Origin of the sequence: Paenibacillus typhae (genome assembly GCF_900099765.1) — a bacterium.
Lineage (GTDB): Bacteria > Bacillota > Bacilli > Paenibacillales > Paenibacillaceae > Paenibacillus_AQ > Paenibacillus_AQ typhae.
On sequence record NZ_FNDX01000007.1, the window covers coordinates 63461 to 84793 of the forward strand.

At 51.7% G+C, this 21333-nt stretch carries 19 protein-coding genes and 1 pseudogene; 5 read left to right on the forward strand and 15 right to left on the reverse strand.

Annotated features, from left to right (window positions below):
* Positions 1 to 201 precede the first annotated feature (201 nt).
* The 3 genes from BLR64_RS08520 to BLR64_RS08530 form a co-directional block, all read right to left on the reverse strand.
* A complete protein-coding gene (locus BLR64_RS08520) occupies positions 202 to 867 on the reverse strand; it encodes a class I SAM-dependent methyltransferase (RefSeq protein WP_090713713.1) in 666 nt (221 codons plus the stop codon).
* 72 nt (positions 868 to 939) lie between these two features.
* Positions 940 to 1962 carry an SDR family oxidoreductase gene (locus BLR64_RS08525; RefSeq protein ID WP_090713714.1) on the reverse strand — a complete coding sequence of 341 codons (1023 nt, stop codon included), beginning with the start codon at positions 1960 to 1962 and terminating at the stop codon, positions 940 to 942.
* 20 nt (positions 1963 to 1982) lie between these two features.
* Positions 1983 to 2921: an aldo/keto reductase family protein gene (locus BLR64_RS08530; RefSeq protein ID WP_090713715.1), complete on the reverse strand. Its 939-nt coding sequence runs from the start codon at positions 2919 to 2921 to the stop codon at positions 1983 to 1985.
* A 330-nt stretch (positions 2922 to 3251) separates the two neighbouring features.
* Between BLR64_RS08530 and BLR64_RS08535 the strand changes: the two are divergent.
* Both BLR64_RS08535 and BLR64_RS08540 read left to right on the forward strand, forming a co-directional pair.
* Positions 3252 to 3794: pseudogene (locus tag BLR64_RS08535) on the forward strand (NADPH-dependent FMN reductase).
* A 184-nt stretch (positions 3795 to 3978) separates the two neighbouring features.
* A complete protein-coding gene (locus BLR64_RS08540; RefSeq protein ID WP_425262168.1) occupies positions 3979 to 4194 on the forward strand; it encodes a hypothetical protein in 216 nt (71 codons plus the stop codon).
* A gap of 61 nt (positions 4195 to 4255) precedes the next feature.
* Here the strand turns inward: BLR64_RS08540 and BLR64_RS08545 are convergent, their stop codons facing one another.
* The 9 genes from BLR64_RS08545 to BLR64_RS08585 form a co-directional block, all read right to left on the reverse strand.
* Positions 4256 to 5086: a serine/threonine protein kinase gene (locus tag BLR64_RS08545; protein WP_090713717.1), complete on the reverse strand. Its 831-nt coding sequence runs from the start codon at positions 5084 to 5086 to the stop codon at positions 4256 to 4258.
* Between the two features lie 147 nt (positions 5087 to 5233).
* The gene (locus BLR64_RS08550) at positions 5234 to 5803 is read right to left on the reverse strand and encodes a manganese catalase family protein (RefSeq protein ID WP_068720477.1); all 570 of its coding nucleotides are present in this window, start codon (positions 5801 to 5803) and stop codon (positions 5234 to 5236) included.
* Between the two features lie 33 nt (positions 5804 to 5836).
* Positions 5837 to 6106 carry a spore coat protein CotJB gene (locus tag BLR64_RS08555; RefSeq protein WP_090713718.1) on the reverse strand — a complete coding sequence of 90 codons (270 nt, stop codon included), beginning with the start codon at positions 6104 to 6106 and terminating at the stop codon, positions 5837 to 5839.
* Between the two features lie 4 nt (positions 6107 to 6110).
* Positions 6111 to 6335 carry a spore coat associated protein CotJA gene (locus tag BLR64_RS08560; RefSeq protein ID WP_244157644.1) on the reverse strand — a complete coding sequence of 75 codons (225 nt, stop codon included), beginning with the start codon at positions 6333 to 6335 and terminating at the stop codon, positions 6111 to 6113.
* 186 nt (positions 6336 to 6521) lie between these two features.
* The gene (locus BLR64_RS08565) at positions 6522 to 7880 is read right to left on the reverse strand and encodes a hemolysin family protein (protein WP_090713720.1); all 1359 of its coding nucleotides are present in this window, start codon (positions 7878 to 7880) and stop codon (positions 6522 to 6524) included.
* An 18-nt stretch (positions 7881 to 7898) separates the two neighbouring features.
* Positions 7899 to 9035, reverse strand: a complete 1137-nt coding sequence (gene yfkAB, locus BLR64_RS08570) for a radical SAM/CxCxxxxC motif protein YfkAB (protein WP_090713721.1) — start codon at positions 9033 to 9035, stop codon at positions 7899 to 7901.
* 272 nt (positions 9036 to 9307) lie between these two features.
* Positions 9308 to 10408, reverse strand: coding sequence for an HD-GYP domain-containing protein (locus tag BLR64_RS08575; protein WP_090713722.1), 1101 nt, complete (start codon positions 10406 to 10408; stop codon positions 9308 to 9310).
* Between the two features lie 96 nt (positions 10409 to 10504).
* On the reverse strand, positions 10505 to 11332 hold the full coding sequence (locus BLR64_RS08580) for an undecaprenyl-diphosphate phosphatase (RefSeq protein WP_068720489.1): 828 nt from the start codon (positions 11330 to 11332) through the stop codon (positions 10505 to 10507).
* A 75-nt stretch (positions 11333 to 11407) separates the two neighbouring features.
* Entirely contained in the window at positions 11408 to 12850 is a 1443-nt protein-coding gene (locus BLR64_RS08585) for a bifunctional metallophosphatase/5'-nucleotidase (RefSeq protein WP_090713835.1), read from the reverse strand.
* Positions 12851 to 12987: 137 nt separating this feature from the next.
* Between BLR64_RS08585 and BLR64_RS08590 the strand changes: the two genes are divergently transcribed.
* From BLR64_RS08590 to BLR64_RS08600, 3 genes are all read left to right on the forward strand, one after another.
* On the forward strand, positions 12988 to 13701 hold the full coding sequence (locus BLR64_RS08590; protein ID WP_090713723.1) for a molybdenum cofactor biosynthesis protein: 714 nt from the start codon (positions 12988 to 12990) through the stop codon (positions 13699 to 13701).
* 89 nt (positions 13702 to 13790) lie between these two features.
* Positions 13791 to 14831 (forward strand): HD-GYP domain-containing protein, encoded by a 1041-nt coding sequence (locus BLR64_RS08595; protein WP_090713724.1) that lies wholly within the window; start codon positions 13791 to 13793, stop codon positions 14829 to 14831.
* A 208-nt stretch (positions 14832 to 15039) separates the two neighbouring features.
* Positions 15040 to 15288, forward strand: coding sequence for a DUF7667 family protein (locus BLR64_RS08600; protein WP_090713725.1), 249 nt, complete (start codon positions 15040 to 15042; stop codon positions 15286 to 15288).
* A gap of 222 nt (positions 15289 to 15510) precedes the next feature.
* On the opposite strand, the gene BLR64_RS08605 is transcribed toward BLR64_RS08600, so the two are convergent.
* From BLR64_RS08605 to sufB, 3 genes are all read right to left on the reverse strand, one after another.
* Positions 15511 to 17385, reverse strand: coding sequence for an ABC transporter ATP-binding protein (locus BLR64_RS08605; RefSeq protein ID WP_090713726.1), 1875 nt, complete (start codon positions 17383 to 17385; stop codon positions 15511 to 15513).
* Positions 17375 to 19150 (reverse strand): ABC transporter ATP-binding protein, encoded by a 1776-nt coding sequence (locus BLR64_RS08610; protein WP_090713727.1) that lies wholly within the window; start codon positions 19148 to 19150, stop codon positions 17375 to 17377. The genes BLR64_RS08605 and BLR64_RS08610 overlap by 11 nt, the downstream gene beginning before the upstream one ends.
* 775 nt (positions 19151 to 19925) lie before the next feature.
* On the reverse strand, positions 19926 to 21323 hold the full coding sequence (sufB, locus tag BLR64_RS08615) for a Fe-S cluster assembly protein SufB (protein WP_068720503.1): 1398 nt from the start codon (positions 21321 to 21323) through the stop codon (positions 19926 to 19928).
* Positions 21324 to 21333 lie beyond the last annotated feature (10 nt).

A 21333-nucleotide genomic window follows, 5' to 3' on the forward strand; every position in this document is an offset into this window, starting at 1 on the left:
ATAGAATAAACAGGGTTGCTCTGCGCACTCATTTTACTCCTTTTGATAAGATATCTATCAACTATAACGGATAGCGTCGGTTATCTAAAAGAGCAAAAAGTCCCGGCCATAGAACGTGAACGCAAGAATGCCAAACCCGGCCCTTGCTGCTGAACCTGAACCTTCGGGTCCTACAGCAGCTCCACTATCCGATCTTCAAGTTCATCTATACCTTTGCGCTTTCTTCAGCACTGCCCGGAAGCAGCTCAGCCCGCCCCACTGATCCGTCCGCAGCGCATCCTCCGGAAGATTGAAATCTGTCTCACCCCAGTACTGGAAACCGGCCTGAAGCAGCATGTCATTCATCACCGGCAGATTGACGGTCGGATAATCGAAGGTCAGCACCAGCAGCCCCTCCCCGTTCAAGGTCCTGTGGAATTCCTGTATGGCCAGAATCGTATCATTCAGCGATAAATGCTCCAGCACCGAAATGCAAAAAATCGTATCAAAGCTCTCATCCGCATAGGGCAGGGAGGTGAGATCCGCCTGGGCAAGATGCAGGCTCGTCGTCCTTCTGGCCATGACCAGGCGGGCTGCCTCTACGCCAATATCCTCTTCAATATTCCGGATGATCGCTTCCTTAGATATGATCCGGGAATCCACATCGCAGGCATGCACCTCGGCGCTGAAGCCGGCAAGATAGAACTTGAGCGGATGGGAAATGCCGCAGGCGGCATCCAGCACTACATCATGGGGAGAGACAAAGTTGGTACACCATTCATATTCATAAGGCCGGCTCCACCAGGAATCCGGCAGTTCATAAATCAGCTTGTCGCGGCGGGCATCAGAACGGACAAAGAAACGGGAGACATAGGGATGTGTCGGCATGGCCAGGGCTCCTTTTTACGGGTTTCGGTAGTGAGAGTATATTCACTATTCCCTGATTCATGCCATATGCTGTTACACGTAATAAGAGAGCAGCTTGGCATCAACTCCATGTCTGCTGATCAGCATGTCCAGCATTTTGGACCATTCCGTATCCACGGTGCAGAGCTGCGGCCGGGCTTCGAACCAGTCAACCGACCTCCTGATCCCTTCGGCGAAAGGGACCGCAGCGCTGAACTCCGGCACCAGCCGTTTGAGCTTGCTGTTGTCGAACACACTGCTTACCGCCTGGTCGCCGATCAGGCCGTCAGCTGTTCCCGCCGGCGTATGGGCGGCGATGAAATCTGTCGAGATATGCACCACCTTTGGTTCTCTCCCCGCAGCTTCTCCGATGGCTGCATAAATCTGGTTCCAGTTCAGTGACTCATCGGAGGTGATGTGGATCGCCTCACCGATCGCTTCGGAATTTCCCAGCAGGCCAATGAAGCCTTTGGCAAAGTCTGTATTGTGCGTCAGCGTCCAGAGTGAAGTACCGTCACCATGAATGACCAGCGGCTGGCCTTTGCGGATGCGTTCCACCAGTGACCAGGGATGCTGCCAGCTGGTCAGCGCTGCCGGAATAGCAGTAACACCGTAAGTATGTGAAGGCCGGACAATGGTGACAGGGAAGGCACTGGTGCGGTGTACCTCCATCAACAGCTCTTCACAGGCGATTTTGTCACGGGAATATTGCCAGTAAGGATTGGCCAGGGGTGTTTCTTCCGTAATGAGGTAGCTCTGCTGCGGCTTCTGATAGGCCGAGGCAGAGCTGATGAATATATACTGCTTCGTCTTGCCGGCGAACAGCTCAATGTCGGTCTGCACATGCTCCGGTGTAAAGGCAATCCAGTCTACAACAGCATCAAACTCGTAGCCCTTCAGTGCTTCTGCCGCCCCCGCCGCATCGCGGATATCTCCCTGGATTACCTCCGCCCCGTCAGGTACGAATTCACTGCGCTCCCCGCGGTTAAACAGATACAGCTCAATCCCCTGTTCCACTGCAAGCCTGGATACGGCCTGGCTGATTAATCCTGTGCCTCCGATAAAAAGTACCTTCATCTGTATCTGCTCCTCTCTCTTTAGGCAATAATTTCGTCAATCCGCGACAAGACTTCACCGCTCAGTTCGACACCTGCAGCCTTCACATTCTCCTCTACCTGCTCCGGCCGGCTTGCACCGACAAGCGCGCTTGCTACATTAGACTGCCGCAGTATCCAGGCGAGGGCCAGATTGCCGACCGAAAGATCCAGCTCTGCTGCAATTTTACCCAGCTGCCGCACCTTGGCGATTTTCTCTTCCGTAACCCCTTTACGCATCCATTCCAGCCTGGAGGCCCGGCTGCCCTCAGGAATGTCCTCCGCCGAGCTGTATTTTCCGGTCAAAAGACCTTGAGCCAGCGGCGAGAATACAACCTGTCCAATCCCTTTGCGTTCGCCTAGCGGAATAATTTCTTTTTCTATATAACGTTCGAACATGTTGTAAATCGGTTGATTGACCACAATGCGGTCGAGCAGATACCGGTCCGCAACAGCCAGCGCCTCCGTCATCTGGGCAGCCGTCCACTCGCTTACCCCGACGTATAGCACCTTGCCCTGACGGACCAGATCATCCAGTGTCCGCAGCGTCTCCTCAATAGGTGTCTCCGGATCGTAACGGTGGCAGTACATAATGTCCACATAGTCTGCCCCCAGCCGCTTCAGGCTGGCATGGCACTGCTCTGTAATATGCTTGCGTGACAGGCCGCGGTCATTCGGACCGTCTCCCATAACGCCGTAAACCTTGGTGGCCAGGACATAGGATTCGCGGGGAAATCCGCGCAGCGTCTCACCGAGCAGCTTCTCGGCCGCACCTTTTTCATACACATTGGCCGTATCAAAAAAATTCACGCCTAAACCGTAAGCGGTTTCAATAGCTCTGACAGCATTTTCCCGTTCCACATATCCGCCATACGTCAACCAGCTTCCCAGACTGATTTCACTGACCTTCAGCCCCGATCCGCCTAATCTGCGGTACTTCATTCCACACTTCTCCTCCCAGTTCCTCTTTATCCGGCCCGAGTGTGAACCGGTATTTCCGTTGCACATTGTTATTTTAGACCAGTTTGCTGGGAATTTCTATCTGTTTGAAAAAAATAGCCCCTTTATGATAGCTAACGGTAATCTGCAGACGGGAAACCGGGCATAGCTATATATGAGGGTATCAGCCAGACTGAAAGCAAAATCTGTCTCTCCACATTAGTCCGATATTTAGTTTCAAAATTACACTTGCTTTATAAAAGTAATATGCTATAATAATTTTCATAAAGATCAACACGAAATCCAATACACTTACTTTAGGAGGAATTTCAAATGACAACATTAAACATCGGGATTATTCTGGGAAGCACTCGCAAGGGCCGTGTAAGCCCGCAAGTCGGGGAATGGGTCAAAGGCATTGCAGATGCCCGCGGAGACGCCAACTATGAGATTGTGGATATTGCCGACTTTAAGCTTCCGCTGCTGGGGGAAAGCGATGATTATGCCCCTGCCGCAGCCTGGGCCGCCAAGCTGGCTACTCTGGACGGCTTTGTTTTTATCGCCTAGGAGTACAACCACAGCATTACCGGAGCACTCAAGAATGCGCTTGACTCTGCCCGGGATGAATGGAACAACAAGGCTGCCGGGATTGTCAGCTACGGTTCGGCAGGCGGAGCACGCGCAGCTGAACATCTTCGGGGAATTCTCGGAGAGCTTCAGGTAGCTGACGTCCGGGTACATCCGCTTCTCTCCCTCTTCACGGACTTTGAGAACGGCACAGTCTTCAAGCCGGCTGATCTGCACAAAGCGAACGTCAATGCGATGCTCGATCAAGTGCTGGCCTGGAGCGGTGCTCTGAAGACACTGCGCCAGTAATATCATCGTAGCCCTAACAAAAATGCAGCAAACAGCCGCTTCTCACCGGGAGCGGCTGTTTGCTGTTGTTAACGCCGTTAAATGAAAAAATTCTCATGAAACCTTAATCTAATCATGGCGTACTTAAGGGTAATAAAAGAGTAAGAATATCTTATACGCACAATATATCTTATAAGGAGGAAACATGATGCTTAGAAAACTTCTTGGCAAGGTACTGCATTCTGTAGAACATTCCAGGCCGGGCGGACACCGTAAATACTCAAGCAGCCACAAAGGGAGGCCATTTTACGGCAGACATTCAAGCAGCAGCCGCGGATATAAGCGGTATTCGTCATCCGATGCGCACCGCGGCGGAAGCGGCCATAAATATTATAAAAACCGTTACGGCAGTTCCAGCTAGAAGCCTGCTGCCGGAATGGTCCAGGAGGCGCCTTCATGCTCAAGCTGAAGGCGCCTCTTTATTATTTCAGCAGCCCCTGATGTATTGCCTCAGCATCCCGGACAAAGTCCGCAGTATCCGCATAAGGTTCGGCATGTTCTCCAAGCAGCCGGTTGAGGAGCATCAGCATATCCGGCGATACCTTCAGTTCCTCCCGCCAGCTCCGCTCTTGCTTCCCGCGTTCAGGCTCATAAGCAGAGTACAGCATAAACAGCATCAGCTGCCCCATATCATACAGATCCGAAGAGATCACAGGCGGCATCCGCTCAGGCAGCATCACCGTCTGCAAGGCGGCATCCGGACCGCTTGAATCCTCCTGCTCCCCGATCCTTTTTGCCAGGCCGAAATCAATCAGATACAGGTCTTCCTCCCGCAAAATAACATTAGGAATCCGCAGGTCCAGATGGACGTATCCACGCGAATGGACATGTATGACCAGCTCTGCCAGCTTTAGAATGACTTCGAGGCAGTCCCGCTCCCCGTAGACAAGCTTGTCATCAAAGATCAGGTCCTCCAGCGTTTTTCCTGTAATGTAATCACTGGCCAGCCAGTTCGAGCCTTTGAACTCCAGATAATCCCGGCATGCGGGGATTCTGGGATGATCCATAGCCTTTAGGATCCTGTACTCCTTCTCAAGCAGCATCCGTCCCGCTCCTTTTTTGCTGGGTCTGGACTGCTTCAGCGCATAGAGTTCCCCGTCTGCAGTATCACGGCAGCAATAGGTAAGCCCGTAGCTCCCCTCACCGAGCAGATGCTGTATTATGTAACGTCCGCCGATCAGCTTCCCCTCCGGGAGCGGGTAATCCTGCCAGGCCCGTATAAATCCGCGCAAGCGCTCCGCCACCAACCCCATTGTCCTCCATCTCCCGTCCTGTCGCGATATGGAATAAGGTTAACATATCGAACCCGGGTACGCCAAATACACCGGCATCAATATGCCGGTGTGTATTTGGCGGGACATGTTCTCCAGGCTTCCCGTATTCTACCTGGCCTCATGGGGTCAGAAGATCCGTTTCTTGTCCTTCTCCTCCATCAGGATCTGCACGGACTCCTTAAACCGGATCGCGTGGATAATCTCCCGCTCGCGCAGGAATTTCAGGCTGTCCTGCAGGTCCACATCATCCGTCATGTCAATCAGCCACTGGTATGTAGCCCGGGCTTTTTCTTCAGCGGCAATGTCCTCATACAGGTCTGCGATCGGATCACCCTTGGCTTGGATATAGCTGGCGGTCCACGGAACCCCGGCTGAATTCTGGTAGAACAGGGCGTGATCACGCTGTGCATAATTCGGTCCCAGGCCTGCCGCTTCCAGCTCCTGCACAGAGGCATCCTTGGTCAGCTTATAGATCATGGTTGCAATCATCTCGAGGTGGGCAAATTCCTCTGTCGAAATATCGTTAAGCACGCCGATCACCTTATCCGGAATCGAATACCTCTGATTCATGTAGCGCAGTGCTGCGGCCAGTTCCCCGTCAGCGCCTCCGTATTGCTCCATCAGGTAGCGGGCCATCCTTACATCACATTTGCTGACACGAACCGGATACTGCAGCTTCTTCTCATAAATCCACATCCGGGAGCCTCCCTCCTATACGTTATGATAACGCTACACCTGCCAGGGCCATGGGCTCTGGTTCCATTCCCACGGACATTTGGAGTACGCCCGCCCGAAATTTTGCAGCGGCCCGTACAGCTCCTGAAACTGATTGGCCAGCCGGGTCCGCTCCTGGGTCAGCTGATTAAACTGCTCAATTGCCTTTAGATCCTCCGGATGGGTATTTAAATACAGATTCAGCTCGACTAGTGCAAAGTCGAGCACCTGCAGCTGCTCCAGCATTTCATAATAACGCGGCTCACATGCTTTTGGCTGCTCCATCGGACTAGATGCCCCCTTTCCCTTTTCCGGCTTTGGATTCGTAAGGACTGTAAAAAGCCGGCCATAAAGTCCCCGCCCTCAGGGCTTCCGGCAGCGGATACTGCGGCAGGCCCGGCGGCTGGAAGTTAACATACTGGTTCGGCGGTACAACATACGTTTTGAATGGCACCGGCGGGCAAGGATCAAACGGTCCGCGGTAAGTGGCCCATACGCGCTCCTGGGAGTTCAATAGCGTTCCCCTCCTCATTGGTTGTTACCTCAATTCTGGCTAAGATCTCTTCGTAGCTATTGTATGAGACTTCGCCAATCAATCAGAACGTTCATGGCAAAAAAAACCGCACCGCCGCACCAGGACAAAACCTGTGTGCAGCAGTACGGCTTATTCTTACCGGCAGCGGCTTCAAGCGAAGCCGCATTATTCTATTAACTCGTCCGCAGCGCTGTCTGTTTCTTCCGCCTCGGGCGGATTCTCCCGGTGGATTTTGATTCTGGTAATCCGCAGCCGGGTCGATTCCTCCACCTCAAAGGTTACATCGCCCACAACAATATTTTTACCCTTCGACGGGTTGCCCTCCAGCTCCTTGAACAGCCAGCCGCCTATGGAATCGACCTCTTCGTCTTCAATGATTACACCGGTCAGGTCATTGACATCCTCAATCAGCATCCGCCCGTCCACGGAGATATATTCCCCGTTACGTTCAACCTCTGGACGCTCATTCTCGAACTCATCATGCAGATCGCCGACGATTTCTTCAAGAATATCCTCGGCAGTCAGCAGGCCGGCCGTTCCGCCGTACTCATCAACCACCAGCGTCAGCTGGGCTTTATTCTTCTGCATTAACCGCAGGGCATGGCTAATCTCCATAGATTCCGGTACATTCAGGATAGGGCGTACCAGCGATGCCAGATCATTCTGCTGATCCAGCGGGGCAAACAGCAGGTCGGTGATGTGAATAAAGCCGATAATCCGGTCTTTGTCCTCATTGGCTACGGGATATCTGGAATGCTTGGTTTCCGTTATAATCCGCATATTTTCTTCCAGCGACAGATTGCTGTACAACACGTCCATATCGGTACGTGGCAGCATGACTTCACGGGCCAGCAGGTCCGAGAATTCAAATATATTATCCATGAGCTTCATTTCATCCTGATCAATAACCCCGCTCTTGGCGCTCTGATTCATCAGGATGCGTATTTCCTCCTCCGAGTGGGCAGCTTCAGCTTCACTGGCAGGCTCCACGCCAACCAGTCTAAGAAGCGCATTTGCGGAAGCATTCAGAATCCAGATGAACGGAAGAAACAGATTATAAAAGAACATCAGCGGTGCAGACAGCAGCAGCGCAGAGCCTTCTGTTTTTTGAATCGCCAGGGATTTCGGAGCCAGCTCCCCCAGTACAATATGTAAGAAAGTGATAATGGAAAATCCGACTATAACCGACACCGTAGAAATTAAAGTATGGTCGGTAACGCCGAGCTGAAACATCAGCGGCTCTACCAGCAGCTCCGAGATCGCCGGCTCCCCGATCCAGCCCAGCCCGAGGGAGGCAAGCGTAATTCCGAATTGGGTAGCAGACAGGTACGCATCCAGCTTCTTGTTGACCTTCAGCGCATATCCGGCCATCTTGTTACCCTCACTCACCAGCTGGGTCAGACGGGACTGTCTGACCTTCACCAGCGAAAACTCCGCAGCAACAAATATACCGTTTAACAAGACAAGCACCAGAACCAGAACCAGATTAAGCAATAAGCTTCCTATGTCAAATTCCGTATGCACTATAACAACGCCTCGATTCTACAGTGTGATCGCCTTTCTTGATTTGAAATCGACCTTGGGGTAATACATATCAGCTACCAGCAGATTCGGGCCGCAGCAGCCCGCAGCATCACAGAAGCAGTTCACCTTCTGATTAAGCGGATGGCTGCTCTGCCAGTCGGCAAAGATATCGTCCAGCCTGCTTGAGCCAATGTTGCCAAAGGCGGAAATATCGGCAAAATCCGTCACGAAGACATCGCCGGTAAACATATTCACATTTACCCGGTTGCGTCCGTCCGGATCATTTCGCAGCGTCACATTCTTCTCTGTCCGCAGTCTGCGCAGCAGCTGCTGGTCCTCTTCAAGAGAGCTGCAGGCGAAGAACGGAAGCGTGCCGAACAGCATCCACATATCCGGATCACGGGCGTCCAGCAGGGAAAGAATCGCATCCCCCATCTCCTTCAGCGATAATACCGGCAGCGAGGAGGCGAAGCTTGAGGCGTACATCGGATGAACCTCATGGCGTCTCGCGCCCATGTCACCGATCAGCTTATGGATTTGCGGCAGCTTCGTATGGGTACGGTAGTTGATCATTGATTCAGCGGAGATCAGCATACCATCCTCACTGAGCCGGCGGGAATTCTCAATCATTGTGTCATATAACCGGTACGCGGCTTCCCTGGCAACAGGATGTCCGCTGTTCGCGAAGCCGACCTCATGGAAGTCATCACCGTTTACATAATTGAATGAGATATGCATAACATCCAGATAAGGCAGCAGCTTCTCATACCGGGCGTACGGCATCGTCAAATTTGAATTAATCTGTGAGCGGATGCCCCGCTCATGTGCATATTTCAGCAGCGGTACAATAATGTTATCCACGGTAGAAGCACGGAACATCGGCTCTCCCCCGGTAATGCTTATGGTTTGCAAATGCTCCACTTCGTCAAGGCGCTTCAGCATATTGGCAAGCGGCAGCATTTCCCCTTCCTTCATGGTGAGGCTGTCACCGACCGCACAGTGTTCACAGCGCATATTGCACAGATTAGTAACCGTCATCTCCACACTGGTCAGTACATGCTGTCCATGCTGGCGAAGTGAAGTAATCGGATCCCAAGGATCATAGCTTGGCGACAGCTCCCTTATTATTCTTGATGAAGGTTCTAATATACTCATTTTTGCTTGCTCCTTTAATACGTATTCCTTATTATTAACCCAAATAAATGAAAAAGATAGGCAGCTTACCCTTTATCATACCACGCCCGGCAAAAAAACTGCATATTCCGAAGCCTGTGGATGCCGGTGTATCGCTAAACAGCTCCTAATGAAAAACAGCGGGGCGAATAACAGGCCTTGTCAACCGCACAACTGCGGCTGCCTGTTATTCGCTCCTCGCTGCTGGAAGGCAGAACGCTTCGTGCGAAGCCTCCTGCCGCAATTTCTGCAATTCAGGTGGGCTTCGCCTGCTCGTCGTCATCCGAGACATCGGAAATCACTACGGAAAGCGCGGTGCCCAGATCAATCTCATATGGCGTAACCGGTTCACCTTCGTGACCCGTAATCACCCGCACTACCGGCCTGTGCGGTATGCTGGGGTCAATCTTCACAACAATACCGCTTTCCCCTGTACTCAGCTTCACTGTCAGCCCGAGGGGATAGATCGCCACCCGGTCTCTGAACAGCTCAAGCTGCTTCTGCTCGTATAAGGTACCGGAACCGACATACAGCGCTTCAACCGCCTGGTGGGGCAGCATCGCTTTTTTGTAGATCCGGTTAGAGGTCATCGCATCATAAGAATCAGCGACACCCAGCCATTTGGCGTATTCATGAATCTGCGGGCCGGTCAGCCCGCGCGGATAGCCGGTGCCGTTAATACGTTCATGATGCTGCAGTGCACAATGCGCCGCGAGCAGCGGGATGTTAGGCTCATCCTTGAGAATCCGGTAGCCGATCTCCGTATGGGCCTGCATATGGCGGAATTCTTCATCGCTAAGCATGCCGGGCTTTTGAACGATTTTGACCGGAATCTGGGTTTTGCCGATATCATGCAGCAGCGAACCGAGACCGAGCACGCGCAGCTCTTCTCTGCTGTAGCCGTAAGCAATGCCAAGGACAAGTGTATAGAGACATACATTAAGCGAATGGACATACAGGTAATTATCCGCTGTGTGCATATCCGCCAGCATAATCATAGGATCTTCCTGGGAGGACATATCATCCAGAATGGAATCCATTACCTTGGAGAATTTTTTGTCCAGATGATAAAAGCCTTTGGTAATACCAGACGTGCTGGACATCTCCTGGAACTGGTTACGGATTACCTTGAGCGCCTGGTTACGCGTTTCATCATGCAGCAATGTGGTGATCACGACATCATCTGTATTGGCGTCTTCTATATAGACATAGCCGATGTCGATCCTGGCCAGCCGCTTGATTAACGCATCCGATAGTTCTACCCCGTCAGCGAGCAGAACCAGCCCTTCATCATTGTAAATCTTTTTTCCCAGCTTCATCCCCGACTGAAGCCGATTCACGGATACTAAACGCACCTTGGCTCACTCCTGCCTTTAACGGTAAATTGCTATTCTGTTTCTAAAGCTATAAATGCATTCTGTGTCTATACCGTTATCTAGAACGAACCTGGGCTAGCGCATAATAAACAGCCAGAAAACGGCTGCCAGTATAAAACGGTAAATGGCAAAATGCGTCGGTCTGATCTTCTGGATCAGCTTCATAAATAGTACCACCACGACATAAGCGACCACAAAGGCAATCACGAAGCCTATCGCAAAATCCCAGATGGTATCCTTGGTGAAATATTTGTAAGAATCCAGCAGCTCATAGCCGGATGCAGCGCACATAATCGGAATGGCAATAAGGAAGGAGAAATCGGCTGACGCCTTATAGCTTACCCCGCTCAGCATACCGCCTGAAATCGTTGAACCGGAACGGGAGAATCCCGGCCAGAGCACTGAAATAATCTGGTACAGACCGATGGCCAGCGCCTGGCCGTACGACAAGTCATCCAGCTCATGCGCAGTCACGCGCGATTTGCGCTTGTTCCACCACTCCGCCACAATCATCAGTATCCCGCCGGCAACGAGCGCCCAGAGCACCGTAGTGGCTCCGAACAGGCCTTTAATAAAGTCCCGGGCAAAAAAAGCTACAGCCAGCGCCGGAGCAATCCCAAGGATTACGTGAATCAGATTGAGCCGTGAGGCCGGCATTACGCCGCCTCTGCCCCGGTTACTGCGTCCGATGCCGAGCAGATCCAGCACACGTTTGCGGTAGACCAGTGCAATGGCCAGAATGGCGCCAAGCTGAATCACAATTTCATAGGTCTTCATAATCGGCGACTGTTCATCAAAGCCAAGCAGCTTGGTAGTAAGAATCATATGGCCCGTAGAAGATACCGGAATAAATTCGGTAATTCCTTCTACTATAGCTAGAATTATTGCTGTAATTGTATCCATAGCTTCCTCCTGATAGAAAAATGAACAATGCTTTTTGGTTATTGCCTGTGCTGTTATGTGCTTATGTAAGAAAAGCTATAAAGCGCCTCTGTCTAACCAGCGGATACCGGCGCTTTCTTCCAGGCTTCCAGGACGCTGCAGCTCCATCCGCAGCAGATCGCGCAGAAAATGTGGCACCAGATAAACCGGATTACGTCCGTTCGCAATACTCTCATAGCCGGAACGGAAGGTGAACATATCCAGAGTACCGACCTCATATTCCGTTTCGTCCTCCAGCGGCTCCCCTTCGACAAAAACTGCAATACTGTTATCATAAGGCATCACAGCAGGGTCGTACAAGATTTTTAATCCGTCGGCAGCCAGGCTGCCGAGCACCTTTCCCCTGAAGCCGTAACCGAATATCGGCTTCAGGCAGAACGCTTCTGTCAGGCTCTGCACAAGTGCCGTCCGGATGTCTCTGCCCTTAAGCTTTACAATGCAGGGATTGATCGGTGACGGGCACAGCGAATGCAGCATACCTGCTGTTATGTTGCCTTCCGGAAGCGGACCGAGCAGCTGGCCCGTATTGACCAGCGACAGTCTGGTGCCTGTAAACCGGCGAACTGCCTGGGCCAGCAGATTGCCGAAGGGCGATTCACCGAGCAGATCGAGCTGAAGCTCATGGCCGGTGATCGCTACAGTCTCCTCAAGCGCCTCACGCCCTTGCTGCAGATGGAGCGCAGCCGCCGGAGCGATAACGGACTCGGTCAGCTGCTGATCCAGTTCAACGCAGCCGCCGCTGACCAGTCTGAACGGCCTGCCGGCTTCAGGCCGCTCAAACTGCAGTCTGCCCAGATAGCGGCCGAATTTCCCGGCTCCGCAGACCGCGGTTCCGTTAATCAGGAGCGGCTGCTCCAGCAGATGATGGGTGTGGCCTCCGAGAATGGCATGCACGCCATCCAGACGCTCAGCCAGCAGCTTATCTGCCGGCAGCCCCAGATGGGAAAGGATGATTACAATATCCGCCTGCTGAGCCAGCAGACGGCATTGCTCACGAAGCGCCTCCTCAGGCTCCATGACTTCCCACCCCAGCAGTGAATAGAAGGAGGTGAACGCAGCTGTAGCCCCGGTTATGCCGATCCTGATGCCGTTCTTCTCCACAATGGCATGCTGCCTCATCCATTGCGGAGGCTGCCCGGTGGCGGCATCAAGAAAATTACAGCATACTACGGGGCACTGCAGCCCTGAGAATATGGCGGCCAGCGTTTCCGGCGAAAAGGTCAGCCCTTCGTTATTGCCGATGGTTACCGCGTCATACCCGGTCAGATTGATGATATCTATATTCGCCTGACCCATTGTTCCTTCCGTCTCTACAGCGGCCCGGTCCATATGGTCACCGATATCTACCAGCAGTACTGCTTCCTCACCTGCTGCAGCTTTAAGCCCGGCTATTCCGGCGGCAATGGGACTCATCGTCTCAAAATGGCTATGTATATCATTGGTATGCAGGATTGTCAGTCTTTGCGGTACAGACTCCATGAGCACTAGTTCCCTTCCTTCTATAAGCCGTTCCGGCAGAAGCGGCAGGCATGTAATCTTATGTAGCCTAGCATAACATTTTCAGGGGCATTATGGTATATTGGAATCATTATTACAACCCCGAGGTGAAATGAACAATGCAGATCAACATTCGCCTGTTCGCCGGCCTGGCCGAGCTGTTCAGCGCATCCAGCCTGAAATTCCAGGCACCCGAAGCCCCGTTGACCGCAGGCGGACTAAAGGCGCTGCTGGCCGCTGCTTATCCTGAGGCTGCACAGCAGATCCATACTTCACTCGTAGCCATTGACCACGAATATGCGCCTGATGAAACACCTGTTACTGAAGATTCCGAAGTAGCACTGATCCCGCCGGTATCAGGAGGGGAGCCTGCAGTTGCGGACGGAGAGACGGCCGACGGAATGTTTATCATTACCGGCCGGCCTCTGAATGCAGAAGCACTGCTGGATAAGGTGCTCGATCAGAACCACGGCGCTTCCCTTGTATTCGTAGGTACGACCCGGGAAATGACCGGAGACCAGCTGACTACAGCCCTTCATTATGAAGCCTATACTCCCATGGCGCTTGCCAAGCTGCAGGAAATCGGCAACGATGTCCGGAGCCGGTGGAATGCTAATTGCGCAATTGCACACCGGACAGGCCTGGTAGGACTTAAGGAGGCCAGTGTCATCATCGCCGTCTCCGCCGCCCACCGTGACATCTGTTATGAAGCAAGCCGTTATGCCATCGAGAAGCTGAAGGCCGATGTACCGGTATGGAAGAAGGATATCAATGAATCCGGTGAGGTCTGGCTCGGCTCTGACCCGAAAGCCAAAGCGTATAAATCCCTGTAACCTTACGGTAAAACCATTGAATAATTCCGTCTTTGTTGCTATGCTGGGTACAACTGGGTACAAATTACTATTAGTAAGGTGGCATAGCATTGAGAGTACACGTCATGGATCTTAAAGCCGGTGATTACCTGCGGTCGGATACCTTTAGTTCAAGAGGCCTACACGTATTATCCAAAGGATCGCGCCTTCGGCTTGAAGAAATTTCCAGGCTGATACAGCACGGCGTTGATTACGTTGATATTGATGCCCGGGAGAACATCGTCATTCACACCGGCAGATCTCCCGTTATAGAGACTGTAAATGCAAGCTTTGACAGCAGTATAGAAGGCTTTGAGTCACTGTATCTGGAAGCTTTGAGCAAAGGGAGCTTCAACCAGTCCGTGGTAGATGACATTCTTCAGCCTACCCTGCAGGCACTGGACAAGCACAAAGATGTAGTAACGCTGCTGATGCTGCTGGACAGGGAAGATAATTATACCTATAATCATTCCCTGCAGGTTGGCATGCTTTCCTATTATATAGCATCATGGCTCGGATATTCCAAGCAGGAGTGTTATGAGATCGCACGGGCCGGATATTTAATCGACATCGGCAATTGCCAGATTTCTCCGGCCATCCTTCAGAAGCCGGGCAAGCTTACCCCTCAGGAATATGAAGAAGTCAAACTACATACACTTTACGGCAATGAAATTATCCGCAGCTCCATGGACGACCCCTTTACAGCACTTATTGCCCTGCAGCATCATGAACGGGATGACGGCACCGGCTATCCAAACAATCTGACCAAATCCGAGATCCATCCCTATGCCCAGATTGCAGCCGTTGCCGATACTTACAGTGCGATGACCTCCCAGCGGGCCTACCAGTCGAAGCAGGAGTTCATCTCCGTCCTGCGGGAACTTAATTCCCTCAGCTTCGGCAAGCTGAACGGCAGTCATGTACAGGCCTTTATCCAGCATTTGATGCCCAATTTTATTAACAAAAAGGTGCTGCTCAGCACAGGTGACATGGGGGTTATTATTATGAACAATCCCCTTGATGTCTTCCGTCCGCTGGTGCAGATTGAGAGTAAATTTGTTGATCTTTCCCGTGAGCGCCATATTACCGTAGTAGAAATTTACATGGAATAAGCACGAGAGGAGAGGCTCCCTAAGCTGCTGCCGGCGGCTGGAGTCTTTTTTATTTTCCCCCTGCCCCTTAAGTTAAAGTATCAGGTTCAATCTATATACTGATTCAGTTCATCAGGGATCTTACTTTATATGGCTTGTACAGCTGTTTGAACTCCTGTTTCTCTGGCGAGGCTGTTAAGACAGCTGCACAAAAACTGGAGGTGGAGTGATGCTACTGATTCATCAGCGGCTGGCTGAGCTGTATACGATAAGCTGCATGCGTCCGCTTACGCCGGCAGAGCTAACAGAGCAACAGCACTGCCTGCACGCTAATAGCGTCTACTGCTGGGAGATAAGCCGGCTGAATATGGAGGAACAGCTTGCAGAACAGACCGGGGATGCGTTATGGCAGGAGGAGATTCAGGCACAGCTGGCTGAAGTGCGGACAAGCGGCAAAGCAGGCAGGCGCCGTAAATAGCAGTGGTTTGAAATTATGGCGGATTTCGTTTTATTATAATGATTACAGGCCTTTTCGAAGCCCATATTAATGTTAGCAATGATGTAGAGCTTGAGATCATGCCCTGGACAGAATGGGAAGGGCTGCACGGCAGGGAGCTGCCTGCCTCCTCTTCCTGTACAGAGTTAACATAAAGCAGCAGCCCGTATCCTGGAATCAGGAACGGGCTGCTGCTGTCTTTAGCTATAGGAAGCGGAATTGCGCTTCAATTAATCCGTTATAAATACCATCGCGTTCGGTGAGCTCGGCATGATTGCCCTCTTCCTTGATTTCACCGTGATCAAGCACGACAATCTTGTCGGCATGGCGGATCGTCGAGAGCCGGTGGGCTACGATGAAGGAGGTCCGTCCCTGCAGCAGGATTTTGAGCGCATCCTGGATTTTGATCTCTGTCTCGGTGTCGATGCTGGCGGTCGCTTCATCCAGAATCAGAATCCGCGGGTCCGCCAGCAGCGCCCGGGCAAAGGAGAGCAGCTGGCGCTGCCCCATCGACAAGGCGCTACCCCGTTCCTCTACCTCAGTGTCATAGCCGCGCGGCAGCTTCATGATAAATTCATGCGCATCCACTGCTTTGGCTACCTCTTCAACCTCCCGGTCGGTTGCATCCAGCCGTCCGAAACGGATATTGTCGCGGATCGTCCCCGAGAAAATGAACGTATCCTGCAGCACGATCCCGATTTGCTCGCGCAGACTCTGCAGCTGGACCTCACGCACGTCCTGACCGTCAATCGTCAGCTCACCGCTTTTAATATCATAGAAACGCCCGATCAGGTTGATGATGGTGCTCTTCCCTGAGCCGGTATGCCCGACAAGCGCAATGGACTGGCCTGCCTTGACGTCAAGCGAGATGCCCTTCAGCGCCGCCCTGCCTTTTTCATATTCGAACACGACGTTCTTGAAGCGGATGTCCCCTTGTATCTTCGGCAACGGCTTCGCATCCGGCTTATCCTGAACCGCAGGCTGCTCATCCAGATATTCGAATATCCGCTCGGAGGAAGCCATGGCTACCAGCAGCTGGTTGTACATCTGGCCCAGCCGGTTAATCGGGTCCCAGAAGTTGCTGACATAGGTGCTGAAGGCAACCAGATAACCGACGGTCAGATCGCCCGATTGAATCAGGTAAGCCCCGAACCAGAACAGAATCATAGTGCCGATACCGCCCGTGACCTCAATGATCGGACCAAACCCCTGGTTCATGGCCGAAGCCTTATTCCATGATTTGCGGCTGTCCATATTCATCGCGTCAAAATACTGCATGTTCTCCTGCTCCTGCGTATACGCCTGGGTAACCCGGATGCCCTGAATCGACTCATTCAAATGGGAGTTAATCCGCGAATTTTTCATCCGCACATCCTGCCAGGCGATCCGGATCTTCTGGCGCAGCTTGGTGGAAACAAGGAACATGATCGGTACAGTAATCATTACGGCCAGTCCCAGCTTCCAGTTAATCAGCAGCAGAATAACCATAATCCCGACAAGCTGCACACAGTCGATCATCAGATTAACGACCCCGTTCGTGAACAGGTCCTGCAGGGAGTTAATATCATTGGTCACCCGTACCAGCACGGAGCCCGCCGGTCTTTTATCGAAGAAGTTAAACGACAGCTTCTGGATATGCCGGAACAGATCTGAACGCAGGTCGTAAATGACCCGCTGGCCGATCACATTCGTATATTTGATCCGGTATACTCCGGCGATCCATTGAATCAGATAGAGCACAATTACGCTCGCCGTTAATGTATACAACAGGGTCAGGCTGGGGCTTCCTTCCTTGGGGGCAATCGCCTTATCAATCGCCATACTCGTCAAAAAAGGAACGGTCAGCTTCGTTACCGTACCGAGAATCATCAGTACCGAGACGATAGGCAGCATCTGCCTGGCATAAGGCTTCATATAGCCGAACAGCCGCGTGAACTGCTTCCAGTCAAACGCCTTGTCGATCTGGTCGTCGTCCTTGTATACAAAACGCTCCTCAAGGAGCTGCCCTGCAGCAGCCTTGCCCGGTTTACCCGGTTTGCCGGCAGGTCCCCCCGCCGCTTGTTTCTTTTCAAGCTCCATGCTCCGTCCCCTCCCCTCTTCCCTGCGTCCTGGCCAGATAATCGGCATACTGAATCCGGTACACATCCTGATAAGGCCCCGGGATCTCAATCAGCTCGTTATGCGTACCCTTCTGAACCATCCGCCCCTGATCCATCACAATGATCTGGTCGGCATGGCGCAGCGAGGAAATCCGGTGGGCAATAATCAGCGTGGTCCGCCCGCGCATAACCTCCTGGAAGCCGGCCTGGATTTCATGCTCCGTTTCCATATCGACGGCACTGGTCGCATCATCGAGGATCAGAATCCGCGGATTCTTCAGCAGTGCCCTGGCAATGGCAATCCGCTGCTTCTGGCCGCCGGAGAGGCCCATCCCCCGCTCGCCGACTACCGTATCATAGCCTTCCGGCATCTCCATAATAAAATCATGGGCCTTGGCAAGCTGGGCTGCACGGATTATCTCCTCCATGCTTACATTTTTGAGGCCGTAGGCAATATTGTTGCGGATGGATGAGGAGAACAGGAACGTCTCCTGGAACACGGTTGAGATCTGTGAACGCAGACTTCGAACATTAAACTCCCGGATGTCTGTTCCGTCCAGCGTGATGCTGCCTTCATTCACATCATAAGCACGCATCATCAGCTGGATAATCGTTGACTTACCAGAGCCGGTTCCGCCGAGGAAGCCGATTACCGCCCCTGGCTGTGCTTCGAAATGAATATCCTTGACCGCAGGCATTTTGTTGCCGTAAGCAAAGGTTACATGATCGAAAACAACTTCACCTTTCACCGCGGAAGCTTCCAGCGTAAGGGCATCTGCCTTATCCTGCACATCAATCTGCTGGTTCAGCACCTCGAGCACCCGTTCTCCGGAGGCTTTGGACTGCGTATAGTTATTGATATGGAAGCCAAGTCCCCATACCGGACCGATAATGTACCAGATCAGGCTGAAAAAGGCTACCAGCTCGCCCAGCGACATATGCCCTTTTATGACCAGCGTACCGCCTACACCGAGCAGAATGGCAATACTGACCGAAGCCAGCAGCTCCATTACCGGAAAGAACTTGCTCCACAGCTCAGCGGCAAAAATCTGGTTATCCTTATAACGTTCATTACGGTGGGAGAACTTCTCAACCTCATAAGCCTCTCTGGCAAAAGATTTGACCGTCCGCACACCGGTGATATTCTCCTGAACAGCCGTTGTCAAGGAGCTCAGGGCAAGCCGCATCTCCTGAAAGGCCGGATGAATCCGCGATTCAAATCGGAAGGCTACAGCTGCCAGAAACGGCATCGTAATCAGTGTAATCAGCGTGAGCTGCCAATTGATGCTGAACATCATAATAGAGCCGAACAGCACCATGAAGAATACGTTCAGCAATTGGGCGAAGCCGAATCCGATAAAGTTACGGATTGCCTCAAGGTCCCCGGTCAGCCGGGACATCAGATCGCCTGTCTTGGCGGTATCATAATAACGGAAAGACAGGAATTGCAGCTTCTCATAACAGGCATTGCGCAGGCGGTAGGCCAAAAAGTTACCCAGCCGTCCTCCAAAAAATCCGTGTGCAAACTGCAGGCAGGCTTTTACAAATACTACAGCTACAACGCTGAGTGCCAGTACCGGCACCTCGGCAAACTTCAGGGGAACAATTACATCGTCAATCAGTCTTCTAAGTAAATTGGGGGTTATAAGCCCCACTGCAGTTGCGGCGGCCAAAGCAATAATCGAAAGAATCAAATAATGCAGCTTCTCCCGGTAAAAGCCCCGCAGTTGCCTGAGAACATCCATGTCTCTCCTCCTTAAAGCTTTACAGGGTAGAGCTATATTCCGTGTGCACACCTGGCTGTACGAAATAACGCCTTCTCTGTAAGCATACTCTTCGTCCCTGCAATCCCGGCGCGGTCTGTAAGATACAGTTGGCTTGCGATGCAAACCTCACATCGCAAGCCATATTTTTAGCGCTTTCAATTTAGGGACTTTATGCAGTTTATCACCCATGTTTTAAAGCGGCAAAGGGGAGAAATGAGCATATTTCAGGTTTTTTCCGGTTAAATCAGGCTTAACCCGGGCTATTATAACTGCCATATCTTTAATTGCTCCTGTTTCCTCCCAAATGCTGCTCAATTTAGCTTTTACAAAATCCAACGACTTTTTAATAGCAAATTACAAACAACAAAATACATATTTTTACATATTCCAACTTAACAAAACGTTAACAGGTATGATTCTTTGGCAAAATGATCAGAAGTAATACCTAACACTATTTTTTTATGCCTTCAGTAGTGTTGACATAGCGCTAACCCATAAATTTGGCTACCGTTATTTCCTCGGCAATATTCCGGAAAATCAGACGCTTAAACTCCAGTTTACGTCAGTTAACGGTTAACTTTCATCAGCTTAAGGCGACAGCCAAGCTCCTCTCTCAGCAGCCTATCAGCAAATGTTATTACAAACCTTATTCTCAATAAAAAAGTGTCCGCTGTCTCAGACATAAGAATGTCAGAGTACAGCGGACACTTTTTAAGGCATCAGGTGCGGAGCACAGGTTCCTATAAGTACAGGTTTAGCCGATGCTTCCTTCCATCTCGAATTTGATAAGTCTGTTCATTTCGACCGCATATTCCATCGGCAGCTCTTTGGTGAACGGCTCGATGAAGCCCATGATGATCATCTGTGTAGCATCAGCCTCAGTCAGGCCGCGGCTCATCAGATAGAACAGCTGCTCTTCGGATACCTTCGATACCGTAGCTTCATGCTCAAGAATAACATTGTCATTCATGATCTCATTGTACGGGATCGTATCCGATGTGGACTGGTTATCCAGGATCAGCGTATCGCACTTGATATTTGCCTTGGCGCCTTCAGCCTGACGGCCAAAGGAAGCGAGACCACGGTAAGTTACCTTGCCGCCGTGCTTACTGATCGATTTGGAGACGATGGTCGATGTGGTGTCAGGTGCCAGGTGAATCATCTTGGCGCCTGCATCCTGGTGCTGGTCTTTACCGGCAACCGCGATGGACAATACCGAACCCTTGGCTCCGCGTCCCTTCAGGACAACCGCAGGATACTTCATAGTCAGCTTGGAGCCGATGTTGCCGTCAACCCATTCCATAGTGGCATTTTCTTCGGCTACAGCACGTTTGGTTACCAGGTTATAGATGTTCGGTGCCCAGTTCTGGATCGTAGTATAACGAACACGTGCGTTCTTCATACACAGGATCTCAACAACTGCGCTGTGCAGGGAGTTCGTGCTGTAGATCGGGGCTGTACAGCCCTCTACATAGTGCACGAAGCTATCCTCATCCGCAAGAATGAGCGTACGCTCGAACTGTCCCATATTCTCAGAGTTGATGCGGAAGTAAGCCTGCAGAGGCACTTCGCATTTCACGCCTTTTGGAACATAGATGAAGCTTCCGCCCGACCATACTGCACTGTTAAGTGCGGCAAACTTGTTGTCAGCAGGAGGAATGATCGTGCCGAAGAATTTCTTGAACAGCTCAGGGTGCTCGCGCAGCGCGGTATCTGTATCGGTGAAGATAACGCCCTGATCCTCAAGATCCTTCTGCATGCTGTGGTAGACAACCTCGGATTCATACTGTGCCGAGACCCCGGCGAGGAACTTCTGTTCCGCTTCCGGAATACCCAGCTTGTCAAAGGTTTCCTTGATTTCGGAAGGAACCTCTTCCCAGGTCTTCCCTTGCTTCTCGGAAGGTCTTACATAATATTGAATATCGTCAAAATCCAGTTCGTCCAGATTGCCGCCCCATTTAGGCATCGGCATTTTACGGAACTGCTCCAGCGATTTCAGGCGGAAGTTCAGCATCCACTCCGGCTCATTTTTGATTGCGGAGATTTCGCGGACGATTTCTTCCGTGAGACCTTTACCAGACTGAAATATCGACTTGTGCTCATCACGGAACCCGTATTGGTACTCCTCCATATCAGGCGCTTTCTTAGCCATGGTGTCAGCC